Here is a 14,263-nt window from a genome sequence, read left to right on the forward strand (position 1 = left end):
TGTAGTTATTTTATATCCTTTAAAGATAAACTTCAATAGTTAATGCTATTTCTATTTAAATTTCTATAATGAGGTGTATGTATGGGAATTGTTTTTAAACTTGAAGAATTACTTCGAGAAATCGGGATTACTAAAAACGCTCTCGCTCGTGAGGCAAAAATCAGGCCTAATACCATCTATGAGATGTGTAACAATACATCCAAGCGAATCGAATTTAAAACATTTAATACCGTGATGGAAACACTGATTCGGCTCTCTGGTCGTCCATTAACCCTACATGATGTTCTCGAATATATACCTGAGGATGAATCAGAGAAACACTGATACATTCACAGAATAGTCCGCTGCACCTTATATCTCTGCCCTGGCAGGGATATTTTTTTCCTTGTTATTTAGCATAATCGTTATCATTATTTCAGAGTACGTGTAACTAGAATCTATACTGATAAAGGAGTATTTTTTATCATGAATATTCATGAGAGATATCATTTTAAACTTGGCGATATTTTAGAAGAACTTGATATTTCCCGAAATAAACTGGCAGTAGAAGCAAAAATACGTCCGGCTACCGTAATAGATATGGTAAATGGCAAAACCAAAAGACTTGAATTAGAAACACTTGTCCATATCTTGGATGCTTTGAACAGAATTGCCTACCAACGAAGATTTTCAAGGACTATTACTCTTGCTGATATTATAGAATACATCTCCGAAGATGGAATGGAGAAACAGTGAGACTGTAACATGAGAATGAAGATTACTATTGGCCCAGCGGACATCTCCATGACTAAATAAGTAGTTGCCCGTGCTCCCTTTTCCCCAAATGAAAGAAGCGTTGGGACAGCAAGCCCAACGCTTCTTTATAATTAATAAGCAACTTATACTATGATTAATCCACTTTGCCGCCCTCTACGACCAGTTGATCTGTAAAGCCTTCTCCGTAAACAGAGGTCAATGTGTCCTTGTAGGCTTGATGCACAAAGTTTTCCTTGCCTAATGTAGCCAGCTCATTGTTGATCCAGTCTAATAACTCCTTATTTCCCTTTGCGACTGCGGGTGCAATCGTATCTTGACCACCAAAGGCCGGGATGGTTACGGTAAAGCCAGGGTTGGCCTTTGCCCAGGCGATCAGCTCTGTATTATCGTTGGCAATGGCAGCCCCGCGTTTGTCTTTGAGGGCTGAGAAGATTTCTGTATATTGATCGAATTTAAGCAGCTTGATATCAGGGTAATTTTTCGTGAAATAGGTTTCAGCCGTTGTTCCCTTTGCGACAATCAGCTTCTGATCCGAATTCTTCAATTGGTCAATCGTGGTGATTGGAGCGCTATCAGGCGACACAATGCCAAAGGATAATTTCATATACGGGTTGGCAAAATCGACTTTTTCCTTACGCTCATCCGTCACCGTAAAGTTAGCCATGATGATATCTACCTTGTTGGATTCCAAATAGGCGACCCGGCTGGCAGCATCCACCAGAACAAATTCCACCTTGGACTCGTCACCCAAGAGATCTTTGGCAAACCGCTTCGCAATATAGACGTCAAAGCCTTGATTCTTCCCTTCCGAATCCACGTAGCCAAAAGGCGGCTTATCTGCAAATACACCTATTCGAATCTTGCCATTCTTTTTAATGTCCTCAATCGAAGCAAATTTAGCCGAGCCTGAACTACCGTTGGTATTTCCGCCTCCTGCACATCCCGCCAAACCAACAATCAGCAAGCTCAAAGCCAGTAATAACGTCGTGAACTTCATTCCTTTTCTCATCTGTATTCATCCCCCTGTTTATATCGTTTCGTACTGAAATATATCCAGAAAGTGCTGGGCACGCTCTGTTTCCGGTTGGGTAAAAAATTGCTGTGGCGTAGTCATTTCGCATATCTGTCCTTGATCCATAAAAACGATACGATCCCCTACCGACTTGGCAAATCCCATTTCATGCGTCACGATAATCATGGTCATGCCCTGCTGTGCCAGCTCTCGCATGACATCCAGTACCTCTCTGACCATTTCCGGGTCCAAGGATGCGGTGACTTCATCAAAGAGCATAATTTCTGGGTTCATACACAGGGCGCGCACAATGGCAATCCGTTGCTTTTGCCCACCTGATAATTGTCTCGGATACGCATCTTTGCGATCCAGCAGACCCACTCGCTCCAATAGCTGCTCCGCTTGCTCAAGTGCCTCCTGCTTGCTTCTCCGCTGAACTTTAAGCGGGCCAAGTAATATATTTTCTAAGACCGTCATATGCGGAAACAGCTCGTAGTTCTGGAACACCATTCCGATATGCTGCCGCACCTCACGCCAATTCACTTTCTTATCCGTCAGGTCCTGCCCTCTATAACGGATTTCTCCACTCTGGACTGGTTCCAGACCATTGAGACATCGGAGGAGCGTGCTTTTTCCACATCCCGAAGGACCGAGAACGACCACGACTTCCCCTTTCGTTACGTCCAGATTAATCTGTTGCAGTACTTTTCGGTCTTCGAAGCTTTTGTGCAGCCCTCGAATTTCGAGTAAAACCTCCACAGCCTCTCCCATGACATCCACCCCATCCTGCTAATTTTGCCATCTGCGTTCAAATCTTTTGGAAAGTCTGGATAACGGATAGCATACGAGAAAATACAATATGAAAATAAAGCCATACACCCAGAAGGATGCCGAGGGCGCCTTGATTACACCAAGCTCAATAATCTGCTGCCCGACCTTGACCACTTCCACTACACCGATCAGCACCACTAATGAAGTGGTTTTGATCATCCGTGTCGCCAGATTAATAGAACCGGGAAGCATTCGGCGCACCGCCTGGGGAATGAGCACATAGCGGTATAACTGTCCATATGTCAGACCCAATGCTTGCCCGGATTCCACCTGATGCTTGGGCAGTGATTCCAATGCACCACGAACGATGTCACCAATCTCGGCCGCTCCCCACAGGCTGAATACGATAATTGCTGTCAATTCCCCGCTGATATTCACATTCAACAAAGGAGTAAATCCAAAATATACAACATACAACCACACCAGAATTGGAATAATGCGGAATGTCTCCAAATATAATTTCAGCACAAACCGAATCGGTCTTGATTTTAAGGTGCGCAGCAACCCCATCAAAATGCCTAGTAGAGTACCGATAATAATGGAAAGTAACGCAATCTCCAGCGTAACCAGTAATCCCCCTAATAGACGCTCGAAATTGGAACCTTCAAAGAGCACATTAATCCCCGAATTCAGCATATCTCACCTTCCTTTCCACCCACGTCAGCAGTATCGACAAAGGTAACAGCAGGACGAGATATGCCAATACCAGCAGAATTAGCGATTCTGTCGTTTTGTAGTACATGCCGATCAGGTCTTTTGCCACATTCATCAGATCTAATAAAGCAATGGCGCCAACAATGGAGGTCTCCTTGAGCAGAAAAATCGCATTCGCTCCCAGAGACGGAACACTGATGGCAAAAGCCTGTGGCAAAATAACATATCTCGCCAGTTGTATCTTGGACAGTCCGAGACTCAGCCCGGATTCCGTCTGGGTTTTGCTCACTGCTTCCATTCCCCCACGGAACGCCTCAGCCATATAACCCCCGCCCAAAAAGGTCATGCCCACGATGGCACACGTCATTTCGCTCATATGCAGACCTATTTTCGTAAACCCGTAATACAGAAAATATAACTGTACAAGCAGCGGCGTATTTCGGGAAAGCTCAATATAGGCAACAACGATGCCGCTAATTCCCCTTACCTTGTAATACAGTACTGTGCTGCACAGCAAACCGACGACTAATGAAAATAGAATAGCAAAAAAGGCGATCTTCAACGTCAACCACATAGCTTCTCCATATAACGGCAAGCTCTCTACAATAAACTCCCAGTCTAAGTTCATATGTGTATACCTTTCGATTTTCAATTATTCCTATGTACTTGCTCTGCTTAATAACAACGATTGTATTCCTGCCCAATTATTACGTCAATACTTTGATGAAAATTTGTCATATTTATTTATGGTTCAGGAAGAAAAGTGTTACTTTATTTCAGAAATAAATAAAAAAAACTTGAAATGAATAAATTTCATTTCAAGCTTTGATTTATGCTATACGATTCATCATACGAGCGGCTCGGTAACAAGAGGGCCGCCGAGCTTCTCTACAATTAAACGGCTCTCCTCATTTAATCCCCGCAGGGTGATGGATTTGCCGGATTTCGTATACTTTTGCAACACCTTGCCGATGGCAGTAACTGCGGAGTGATCCCAAATATGAGAATGACTGAAGTCCACCACGACACGTTCTGGATCATCCGAAGGTTCGAAATGATCGACAAAATGAGTCGTTGAAGCAAAAAACATCGGACCCCTGACATGGTACACCTTTTCGTCGTTGTTCTCCGTTGCGCTGATGCGAATTTTAGCCATTTTCCAGCCAAAATGCAGAGCACTCAGCAGTACGCCTACGATCACGCCCTTGGACAAATCATGCGTAGCCACCACAATGATCACCGTGACCACCATAATAAACGTGTCCGCCTTGGGTACCTTGGCAATGTTTCGGAGCGATTTCCAGTCTACGGTTCCGATACACACCATAAACATGACTCCTACTAATGCACCCATTGGTACTTCCTTTACAACCCCGCCAAGCACGAGCAGCAGAAAGGCCAAGAATACCCCAGCCGTAAAAGTGGACAAACGCCCTCTTCCACCTGAGCTGACATTAATGACGGATTGTCCGATCATGGCACAACCACCCATACCACCAAAAAAGCCATTTACAAAGTTGGCAATCCCTTGCCCGCGGGCTTCCCGGTTTTTATTGCTCTTCGTTTCGGTCATTTCATCCAAAATACTGGCTGTCAGCAGCGATTCCAGCAGTCCAACCAGTGCCATCGTAAAGGAATACGGCAACAAAATCCGCAAAGTGTGCCACGACCACTCAATTTGCGGCAAATGGAATGAAGGCAGCGAGCTGGTTAGCGTACCGATATCTCCTACCGTTTTCACATTCAATCCAAATACATACGTAATGATCGTCATGATGATGATTGCCGTCAATGGAGCAGGAATGCTTTTCACAAATCTCGGTAAAATATACACAATGAGCAGCGTCCCCGCTACCATCGCGTACATGATCCAATTAGCTCCATGAAAGTGGGTGAGTTGCGCCATAAAGACGAGGATCGCCAGCGCATTCACAAATCCGGTCATAACCGGCTGCGAAATAAAGCTGATAAAGCGACCTATTTTCAAAACACCCAGCAGCACTTGAATGATTCCTGCCAAAATGGTAGCTGCAAACAGATACTCCACGCCATGATCCTTCACCAGGCCAACGACCAGTACAGCTACGGCCCCGGTTGCTGCCGAGATCATGGCCGGACGTCCACCTGCAAAAGAGATGACAATTGCCATCGAGATGGAGGCGTACAGTCCCACCATGGGATTAACCCCCGCAATGATCGAGAAGGCAATCGCCTCGGGAATTAGTGCTAGCGCCACGGTCATGCCCGCAAGTATATCAGCCCGGATATTACCGAACCATTGTTGTCTAAGATTCATACTGTCTCGTTCCAGCCTCCTATATTTACAGAGAGTAGCGTGTTGACTCGCACCCCGTGTGTTTCGGGTCTCCGTCCAGCGACCAATCGCCAAGGCTCTCCTATCATTCAGCTCGTCTCTCTCAAACGAACCCGGTCCGTTACATTCAGTCCATCATTATAACGTAAGGAAATCGCAGAGACGAATGAGTTAAAAGGCTGTTTACAGAAAGAAATCATCTATTTCCTTGAAATAACAATCATTATCTTCATCTTATTCGTTTTCTTATGTTTAAAATTTCCGCAATTCCTGTACAAGCTCCGATAGGGATTCCGCAATCTCAGGGTCCGCATGCTGCTGGAGTAAGCTTTCAAAGTCAGGCAGTGCTTGCTTCAATAATCGATAACTATAGTCATAATAACTCCAAAAAGCTACCGGATCATAACCGCGTGCTTCTTCCTCTTCCCACTCCAGTTCATCTTCTTCTGGATCGCTGTCTGCCGGCCATAGATATTTTTCGTCCAGCAGCATGGTTAGGGATTCTACAGACTTCTGTGAATCCTCTTGTGCGTTTTCCATGTCCAATGCTCCAACAACCGCATGGTACAGTTCCAACTCACTCCGCTTGATATCATCCGAATTTCTCATATGCATATTACGCAATAAGAAAAGTAACACCCATGGCGTAACCTGCCACAGTGTGCCTTGATGCTCTATCAGATCAGCAATTGCTGCGTACTCCCCGTTGGATATCAATTGTGGCAACTTCGTGCCCCTACCATAAGGAGTAGTCAGGCGGTGCCATGGCACATCTGCAATTTGGAGATTATTCATCTTATGTGTATCCATAAGTTTTCCTTTCTGGTCAGTATCTAGAATCTTCCCGATTTAAAAATGGAGTACAGTAAAAAGGCAACCATTAAGAGAGCAACAACAAAGCCGATTTCAATGGCAGGTACATTCCACAGCATGGTCGCCTGATGATTCAGCGATGAACCGATAATCAGTCCGACCATAATAATGCTGAACGCTAACAGCACGATACTGAATGACAGACGGTTACTGATCTGATCCAGCCTGCGCAGAAGCATTTCCAGCTCCGGCACAGTAACCTCCAGCTTAAGCTTGCCCTTGCTGATAATCGAGGCCAAATGCCTCGCATGTCCTGGCAGTTCCATCAGCGTCTCCATCAGCTCAGTCGCACCACCCAGCAGCTTGCCTCGGATACGACGACCGCTGAAGCGTTCCTTCAACAGCTTGTTACCAAAGGGCTCAGCCAAAGCGATAATACTGAGATCGGGGTCCAGGTGCTCCACGACCCCCTCCAGTGTCAGCAACGCCTTGCCTAGCAACAGGACGTCCGACGGCAAACCAATCCGATGGCGCTGCGCTGCGCCAAATAGGTCGTTCAAAGCATCACCAATACTGATCTGTGAGAAAGGAACGTCTGAGTAATCTTCGCGTATCTTGTCCAGATCGGCACGCAGCGCATTCAGGTCGGTGTCCGGTTCGACCAGACCCAAACGTTCGATAGACCGAACCATGGCATCGGTATTTTTGCGCATCAGGGCAATAATGAGGGAAGCGAGATGATTCTTCATCTCTTCGCTCAACCTTCCCGTCATGCCAAAGTCCAAATAAGCGAGACTGCCATTTTTCAAAACGAGTAAATTCCCCGGATGGGGATCGGCATGAAAAAATCCCTCTATAAAAATTTGATGCAGCATGCTGTTCACCAGCCGCTGCGCCAGTTCTTTCAAGTTATATCCACGGCGTAATAGCTCTTCACGACTACCCAAGTGAGTTCCGTCTAGAAACTCCATAGTCAGTATACGGGAAGAGGTATGATCCCAGTATATTTTCGGAATATAGATATGTGGGTCCTGCTCAAATTGGAGCGCAATCTTCTCTGTGTTACGGGCTTCATGGTTGTAATCCAGCTCCTGAATGAGCGATCTCCCCAGCTCCTCTACCATCTGGCGAAGCTGATACCGCTCTACCCACTCCCAGCGCTTGGCTGCCATAGCGGTTAGTTCCCGCAAAATGTCCAAATCTCGCCGAATGATGCGATTAACGCCAGGACGCTGGATTTTAATGGCGACCATTTCGCCGCTGTGCAGCTTGCCCAGATGCACTTGCCCGATCGAAGCAGCAGCCAGCGGAACATCGTCAAAACGAACCAGTATGTCCTCTAATGACGTGTCCAGCTCTTGCTCCAGAATGCCACGCGCCGTTTCAGATGAAAACGGTGGTACCTGATCCTGAAGCTTAACCAGCTCACGGATAATAGGCTCCGGCAGCAGGTCAGCACGTGTGCTTGCCAACTGTCCAAGCTTGATGAATGCAGGCCCCAGATCCTCCAGCACAAGTCGAATCCGTTCACCTAGCGTTTTGGACTCGGGAGTTTCTCTCGTCAGCCACTTGCGAGGCAATGACAGCAGCTGGAATAGTCCCATTTCTTCCACCATATAGCCAAAGCCATGACGCGCCAGCGCCATGGCAATTTCCCGGTAACGACCGGCGTGCTTCATACGAACCGCCATTTTAATCCAGCCGGTTCGCTTCTTCAGCGTCGCTCGAACCCGTAAGCGCCGCCTTTTCTTTTTCCAGCTCCGCTACCTGTTTTTCCAACAATGCCACACGCTGCTCCAAACTTGTAACATCATTTTCGGTAGGTACTTCCAGCTCCTGCAAAATGCGGCTAACCTGTTCGCGGATCACTGTTTTGAATTGTCCCTGTTCCTCTGCCCCTCGTTCGATCAGACGATCGACCAGTGCTTTGGATTCCGAGGGCGCAAGTTCTCCCCGGTTTACAAGATCCTCGACGGCTTTCTCCACCTTTTCTTTGCTGACAACGGTGAGGCCCCACCCCAATGAGATGGCTTTTTTGAACAAATCGCTCATAATATATCCTCCCCTACCTGTGATTACCTATAGTATAACCTGAAAAGGGGAGCCGCATAAAGTTCGCAGCTCCCCTTCCTCAATGAATGGAATGATCTATGTTTAACCCGGAAAGCGTCCAGCCCACTTGGCAGCCTGAAGCAGCAGCTTGCGGTATCCCTCGTGCTGGAAGCTTGGCTGATTATGTCCAGGCATCAAATAGACGACCCGACCCAAGCCATAGGACAGTGACCATGCCGCCGGCCACCACTGGCCTTCGTGTTCATATTCCATCAGTAGTGTTTTTTCAGTGAAAGGATCAAAATCAAAACGATACGGCTCCTCTTGCATCTCGAACGGCTCGATTCCTTCCATAATCGGATGATCCGGCTCCGTTACTTTGAAGGAAAGTGGACCTGCAGCCGGGTGTCGCAAGAAACGTGCCCCCATTAACTGTGCAATTTCATACCGTCCTTGCAATGTGATTCCGTTATGCAGCACAAGCAATCCACCCCCGCCACTAACATAAGACAGCAATCCTGCTGTTTGTTGAGGTGACAGAACCTCCTTGCGGCTATCGCAGTACGAGATACATAGATCAAATGAGGTTAGATTTTCCTTGAGCAGCATTTTACGATTCTCACTGCACTGTACGGTCATCCAATCCTGTAAAATATGGCTAATCTCTTCGTCCACCCCTTGCAGCGGGTGAAACTCCGGATACGAATAATCTCCTAACAACAATGCTTTTCTTTTTTCCATGATAAATCCTCCTTGCCTGACTTGTATATAAGGACTTTAAAGGCGGGGCCCGTGTCATTTATTCTTGTTTGTGGGGTCAAAACGCTCAGAAAATTCCGTTTGGCCCTTATCCATTTCTCATAACACCGCCATCATTGTCCGAGCTACGGCATATATAAATAATTCTACAGACGGCCTATTAAATCCTTTAGCAGACGATTATAGCATATATGTTCGCTCGCAATAAACTTATTAAAACTTATTCAAACTTTATAAATCTGAACGATGGCGATTCGGCCTGTTTATGGTATACTCGTAAGAAAAAAAGTGCGTCCATGCTTGATTAACAATGAAGGGCCGCTTTTTGTAAGAATTTATGCTTGCGGTTATAGAATTGATAAGAATTGCCTCAAACCTTATACATTCTATAAATCTTAAAAAACCGGGGAGGTTGCATGAATGAAAAGGACTGGAATGACCCGGCCCTTGGACAGCTTGGGGCGAATTGTGCTTCCTAAAGAGTTGCGCATGACGATGGAGATTGACATCGGCGATCCATTAGAGTTTTTTATTGAAGACCAGACACTCATGCTCCGTAAGTACAAATCAACCAACTGTATATTTTGCGGTGCGGTTGATACCAACACCTACTTTAAAGATCAGTTTATCTGCGATGAATGTGCAGCCTCGATGAAAACGGAAGATTTAATTCCGGTCACAGCGACTGAAACCCATTCACCTCCACTTAAGCAAAATATGCATATGAAAAAAATTTATCAGCGCACAGACGTTATTTTGGAGAAAATGAGAGAGCTTATGGAAGAACATCCAGCATCTTCACAAAAACAACTCGCCTCCATGCTTGGCGTGAGTCAGGGAAGGATTTCCCAACTGAAAAAACTCATGTAAGCGAATCACCAAAAAAGTAATGTATACGCTTCCATACTATGTAAGGTTTAAATCTATTGAATTTAGAAAAGCCGGGCCCTTTAGGGGACTCGGCTTTTTTCGTTTATATGAAGTGGTGCACTCGTTTGCAAAACTATTGACCGTAAACCCGGCATTGTTCCACCCAGCGTGCTGCCGCCTTGGGAAGAGATGCAAGATGAACATGCGTGTAGGCTGCCAAAAGGTTCCCTTTCGCATAACCCTCGCTCTGGAGACCACGCATCCCCTTGGTTTGATAGGCGTAGGAGTAGGGGGCGGATGATTCATCATAGTGCATGACAGAATAATGAAATTCATGTCCCCGGATGGTCTCTCCAGCCTCCAGCAGCAAGCAATCCTGCAAAGCGGTTGCTTCCCGGTATCCCAGTGCAGCCCGTTTCTCCTGCATGCGGACGTCCGACGGAATAACCCCGGCCATGTGATAGGCATTCCCCATACGATCCCTAAGTGTCCGTGCCAGTACCATATAACCGCCGCATTCGGCGAATACTGGCATATCCTGGCTTACCGCGTTGCGGATATCTTCCAAAAAGCCCGTATTTGCAGCGATATCTGCGGCAAACTCTTCGGGGAAACCGCCGCCCAGGTATAGGCCGCTTGCCTGCTCAGGTACGCGTTCTCCCGCCAGCGGACTGAAATAGACAATCTCTGCTCCCGCCTGACGTAGCAAATCCATATTTTCCGGGTAGTAAAAATTGAACGCCGCATCTCTGGCGACGGCGATGACGGGACGTTCCCCGGTATCAGCTTCATGCCCTGCTGATGGAAGCCAATCCGGGGGAAACAACGGTTGTGCGGGCAGAGACAACGGCGGAGCCGAATCCGCCAATGCCCGCAGTGCATCCAGATCCGTACCCGCGCGGATCAGCTCTGCCGCCCGTTGGAAAAGCAGCTCCAGCTCGCCGCGTTCCACAGCGGGTACTAAACCCAGATGACGCTCAGGAATATCCAGCCCGTCATCACGCTTTAACCAGCCGAGCACGGGGATGCCGCACTCCTGCTCAATCGCCTTTTTGACGATGCCATAGTGCCCTTGGCTACCGCAGCGATTCACAATTACGCCCACAATGCGCAGCTTGGGCTCCAAGCGCTGAAAGCCGAGCACAATAGCGGCGGCGCTTCGTGCCATACTGCGCACGTCGACCACCAGCAATACAGGGCTGTCCGTCAGCATGGCGATCTCAGCGGTCGAGCCGGTGTTGCTGAGCGGGTCCTTGCCGTCATACAGCCCCATGACGCCTTCAATCACGGAAATATCCGCGCCTTCGGAAGCACGGATAAAGATTTCACGCACCGTATCCGGTGAGGTCATCCATGAATCCAGATTACGGGAAGAGGTCCCGGTCGCGGCAGTATGATAGGTCGGATCGATATAATCCGGCCCGCACTTAAACCCTTGCACTCGCAGGCCGCTGTCGGCGAACGCCTTCATCAGCCCGAGGGTAACAGTCGTTTTGCCTGCGCCGCTGCCTGTTCCGGCAACAACAATACGGCTTCTGCGCGTAGCAGCAGACGGATCAGACTGTACAGCCTGCTTCATGATGTCAGTCATAGGAAACCCGCGCTACGGACAGCGTCATATTGCCGCTTTTTTTCTTCTCCAGCAGCCAATGGTCTGCACCAGAAGACAACAAGGCTGAAGGTTCACTGACCCCATATGCGCCAGTGTATTTGAAGACGGTTTCCGATGGATTGGGAAGCTGCACCGTATTCAGCTCTGACGGAGTATACGTCACCAGTTCCCAACCGTATTTGGCGCAAAGGGCAAGTAAGCCCTCTTCGTCCTTTTTCAGATCAATGGTGGCAATATTCCGTACGCTTTTCACGGACAAACGCAGCTCTTGCAAGGTGTCCAGCACACCCGCCTCCAGTTCCTCCAATGCAGTCCCACGGTTGCAGCCGATGCCGAGCACCAAGCTTTTCGGACGGTACAGCACGCCATTAGAAAGAAGCTGCTCCTCTTCCTCCGGCTCCAATAAACGGTCACTCACGACCAATGCGGCGTTAAACGGTTCTTGCAATGCTTCTGCCGTCGAAGCATATACCTTGATATGTCCAGGTACAGGCTTGTCATAACGCCACCAGTTCCGTTCGCCTGTCTCTTGTATGAGCGCAACAGGCTCCTCGTTCACAACAGCAGCGCTCACAGGAGTGGCCTTGTCGAAGCTATCGACCACCCAACCCAATTCCCGACCAAACATGTCCACCGGGATCGTGCCCTGCACGTCCGATGCAGTCGTGATTACAGCACGTGCGCCTAGTACAGCTGCTACATGGCGGGTCAATTCATTGGCGCCACCCAAATGGCCAGACAATACGCTAATGACATGCTCGCCACGATCATCAATGACAACTACCGCTGGGTCTACCTTTTTATCCACCAAAATTGGTGCAATCATACGAACCACTGCACCGAGAGATATAAACAAAATAATACCGTTATATTGTTTAAATAAATCCGGCAAAATCAGCTTGACCGAGCCTTCAAACAATTGAATGCCACGCTGCTGCTCGTCGCCACGCTCAAACTTGGACATGTAATACACATCCGTGCCCGGAAAGCTGGCTCCCAAATTGCGGACCATTTCCACTCCATGCTTCGTGATCGCCACAGCGGCAAATGGATTACTCACCGGGCTTCACTCCCTTCCGGTAGCCATGGGTGAACGACTTGTCATACAGCTTGGAACGATGCGCGTCCTTATCCACCAGTCCCGGATCGAGCGCCCAGCCTGCCAAAATCATGGCATGCATCGTTATGCCTGCTGCACGCAAATCGGCGGGTAATTGACCAAGCGTCGTGCGTACGATCTTTTGGTCCGGCCAGGTCGCGCGCTGCACAACCGCTACAGGCGTGTCCTCACTCCAGCCTGCTGCCAAAAACTCAACGACCACCTTCTTTGCCAACGTTGCGCTGAGGAACAGTGCCACTGTACAGTGATGGGATGCCAAGTCACGCAGCTTTTCCCGATCCGGTACAGGTGTACGGCCTTCGGCACGCGTCAGAATGACCGTCTGCGTCAGGTCAGGCACAGTTAGCTCTGCACCCAGCACCGCCGCAGAAGCAAAGACCGAGCTGACGCCTGGTACGATTTCGTATGCTACTCCGCGCTGCTTCAGCAACACCATTTGCTCCAAAATCGCACCGTACACTGCCGGATCACCTGTATGTACGCGAGCTACACTGCGTCCAGCCTGCACAGCCTCGCTCATAATCTCGACCTGCCGCTCCAAATCCATGCCTGAGCTTTGCAGTACCTGCGCCTCTGGCTTGGCCGTGGCAATCAGCTCGTCGTTCACGAGCGAATCCGTGTACAATACCACATCGGCCGTGCGTAGAATCCGGGAGCCTTTGACAGTAATCAGCTCCGGGTCGCCGGGACCTGCTCCTACGATATACACTTTGGGCTCCAACGTCATTTGCTCACCACCATTAAACTCAAATATTCAAGCTCCTGTCCGCGCAGCTCACGTGCGTCGCGCCATACCATTTCATAAGGAGAAGTGACCTTGGTAATGACTGATGCACGGTCCCCAAGATGGAGTTCATCCAGCACATCCAAAATCAAATCCAGCACCTTGGCAACCTTGATAAACACGACCGTATCGTGATTCTCAATCGCCCGCTTCATCGCTTCCCGATCATCCGTAGCCGGAATAATACCGACCTGCTGATCTCCGTCTGCCAAAGGCAATTCCAGCGCTGCCGCCGCTCCCAACACAGACGAAATGCCCGGAATAGATACAATCGGCACCTCAGGATGGAGATCCTTCATGAGACGTGCCAAATGAATAAAGGTACTGTACAGATTAGGGTCTCCCTCTGTGACAAAGGCTACATCCTTGCCTTGGCTCAGTGCCTCCCAGCAAGCAACCACCGTTTTGTTCCACTCACGCTCCAGTACAACCGGGTCCTTGGTCATTGGAAAAATGAGTCCCAGCATCTCCTTTTCCTCCGGGTTGACGTACAACTCCACGATTTCGTGAGCATACGACTTACCTCCCCGGCGTTTCTTCGGATAAGCCACAACTGCACATTCCTGAATCATGCGATACGCCTTGACTGTAATCAGCTCGGGATCACCCGGCCCCACGCCTACGCCGTAAAGTGTTCCTGTTGCCGCCGTATTCATGCTGTCTCTCTCCCCCTCTTGAATTACCAG

16 protein-coding genes are annotated in these 14,263 nt (G+C 48.5%); 3 read left to right on the forward strand and 13 right to left on the reverse strand.

The window, feature by feature from the left end; genetic code table 11:
* Window positions 1–81 precede the first annotated feature (81 nt).
* A complete protein-coding gene (locus NLX78_RS12395) occupies window positions 82–324 on the forward strand; it encodes a helix-turn-helix domain-containing protein (RefSeq protein WP_235306563.1) in 243 nt (80 codons plus the stop codon).
* A gap of 141 nt (window positions 325–465) precedes the next feature.
* Window positions 466–735 (forward strand): helix-turn-helix domain-containing protein, encoded by a 270-nt coding sequence (locus NLX78_RS12400; protein WP_254350553.1) that lies wholly within the window; start codon window positions 466–468, stop codon window positions 733–735.
* 154 nt (window positions 736–889) lie between these two features.
* On the opposite strand, the gene NLX78_RS12405 is transcribed toward NLX78_RS12400, so the two are convergent.
* The 9 genes from NLX78_RS12405 to NLX78_RS12445 form a co-directional block, all read right to left on the reverse strand.
* Complete coding sequence (locus NLX78_RS12405; protein ID WP_069290583.1) at window positions 890–1,765, reverse strand: cysteine ABC transporter substrate-binding protein; 876 nt, start codon at window positions 1,763–1,765, stop codon at window positions 890–892.
* 18 nt (window positions 1,766–1,783) lie between these two features.
* Window positions 1,784–2,539, reverse strand: a complete 756-nt coding sequence (locus NLX78_RS12410; protein ID WP_254350554.1) for an amino acid ABC transporter ATP-binding protein — start codon at window positions 2,537–2,539, stop codon at window positions 1,784–1,786.
* A gap of 18 nt (window positions 2,540–2,557) precedes the next feature.
* Window positions 2,558–3,235, reverse strand: coding sequence for an amino acid ABC transporter permease (locus NLX78_RS12415; protein WP_250266856.1), 678 nt, complete (start codon window positions 3,233–3,235; stop codon window positions 2,558–2,560).
* Window positions 3,216–3,881 carry an amino acid ABC transporter permease gene (locus NLX78_RS12420; protein WP_039271644.1) on the reverse strand — a complete coding sequence of 222 codons (666 nt, stop codon included), beginning with the start codon at window positions 3,879–3,881 and terminating at the stop codon, window positions 3,216–3,218. Before NLX78_RS12420 ends, NLX78_RS12415 begins: the two co-directional genes overlap by 20 nt.
* A gap of 219 nt (window positions 3,882–4,100) precedes the next feature.
* Window positions 4,101–5,549, reverse strand: coding sequence for a SulP family inorganic anion transporter (locus NLX78_RS12425; protein WP_039271645.1), 1,449 nt, complete (start codon window positions 5,547–5,549; stop codon window positions 4,101–4,103).
* 270 nt (window positions 5,550–5,819) lie between these two features.
* Window positions 5,820–6,377: a hypothetical protein gene (locus tag NLX78_RS12430; RefSeq protein ID WP_254350555.1), complete on the reverse strand. Its 558-nt coding sequence runs from the start codon at window positions 6,375–6,377 to the stop codon at window positions 5,820–5,822.
* A gap of 23 nt (window positions 6,378–6,400) precedes the next feature.
* The gene (locus NLX78_RS12435; RefSeq protein WP_254350556.1) at window positions 6,401–8,071 is read right to left on the reverse strand and encodes an ABC1 kinase family protein; all 1,671 of its coding nucleotides are present in this window, start codon (window positions 8,069–8,071) and stop codon (window positions 6,401–6,403) included.
* 1 nt (window position 8,072) lies between these two features.
* A complete protein-coding gene (locus NLX78_RS12440) occupies window positions 8,073–8,432 on the reverse strand; it encodes a phasin family protein (protein ID WP_013312404.1) in 360 nt (119 codons plus the stop codon).
* A 102-nt stretch (window positions 8,433–8,534) separates the two neighbouring features.
* Window positions 8,535–9,173 carry a ThuA domain-containing protein gene (locus NLX78_RS12445; RefSeq protein ID WP_039271649.1) on the reverse strand — a complete coding sequence of 213 codons (639 nt, stop codon included), beginning with the start codon at window positions 9,171–9,173 and terminating at the stop codon, window positions 8,535–8,537.
* Window positions 9,174–9,611: 438 nt separating this feature from the next.
* Here NLX78_RS12445 and NLX78_RS12450 point away from each other — a divergent pair, with 438 nt between their 5' ends.
* A complete protein-coding gene (locus tag NLX78_RS12450) occupies window positions 9,612–10,061 on the forward strand; it encodes an AbrB/MazE/SpoVT family DNA-binding domain-containing protein (protein ID WP_039271650.1) in 450 nt (149 codons plus the stop codon).
* Window positions 10,062–10,194: 133 nt separating this feature from the next.
* On the opposite strand, the gene NLX78_RS12455 is transcribed toward NLX78_RS12450, so the two are convergent.
* From NLX78_RS12455 to cobI, 4 genes are read right to left on the reverse strand one after another with little or no spacing between them, the layout of a single operon-like run.
* Window positions 10,195–11,652, reverse strand: a complete 1,458-nt coding sequence (locus NLX78_RS12455; protein ID WP_254350557.1) for a cobyrinic acid a,c-diamide synthase CobB — start codon at window positions 11,650–11,652, stop codon at window positions 10,195–10,197.
* A complete protein-coding gene (locus tag NLX78_RS12460) occupies window positions 11,645–12,733 on the reverse strand; it encodes a cobalt-precorrin 5A hydrolase (RefSeq protein WP_039271653.1) in 1,089 nt (362 codons plus the stop codon). The genes NLX78_RS12455 and NLX78_RS12460 overlap by 8 nt, the downstream gene beginning before the upstream one ends.
* Entirely contained in the window at window positions 12,726–13,520 is a 795-nt protein-coding gene (gene cobM, locus NLX78_RS12465) for a precorrin-4 C(11)-methyltransferase (RefSeq protein WP_069290588.1), read from the reverse strand. Before cobM ends, NLX78_RS12460 begins: the two co-directional genes overlap by 8 nt.
* Window positions 13,517–14,233 (reverse strand): precorrin-2 C(20)-methyltransferase, encoded by a 717-nt coding sequence (gene cobI / locus NLX78_RS12470; RefSeq protein WP_039271654.1) that lies wholly within the window; start codon window positions 14,231–14,233, stop codon window positions 13,517–13,519. Before cobI ends, cobM begins: the two co-directional genes overlap by 4 nt.
* Window positions 14,234–14,263: the final 30 nt, after the last annotated feature.

The organism is Paenibacillus sp. Lou8.1 (assembly GCF_024213565.1).
In the GTDB taxonomy this organism is placed as follows: Bacteria; Bacillota; Bacilli; order Paenibacillales; family Paenibacillaceae; genus Paenibacillus; species Paenibacillus polymyxa_B.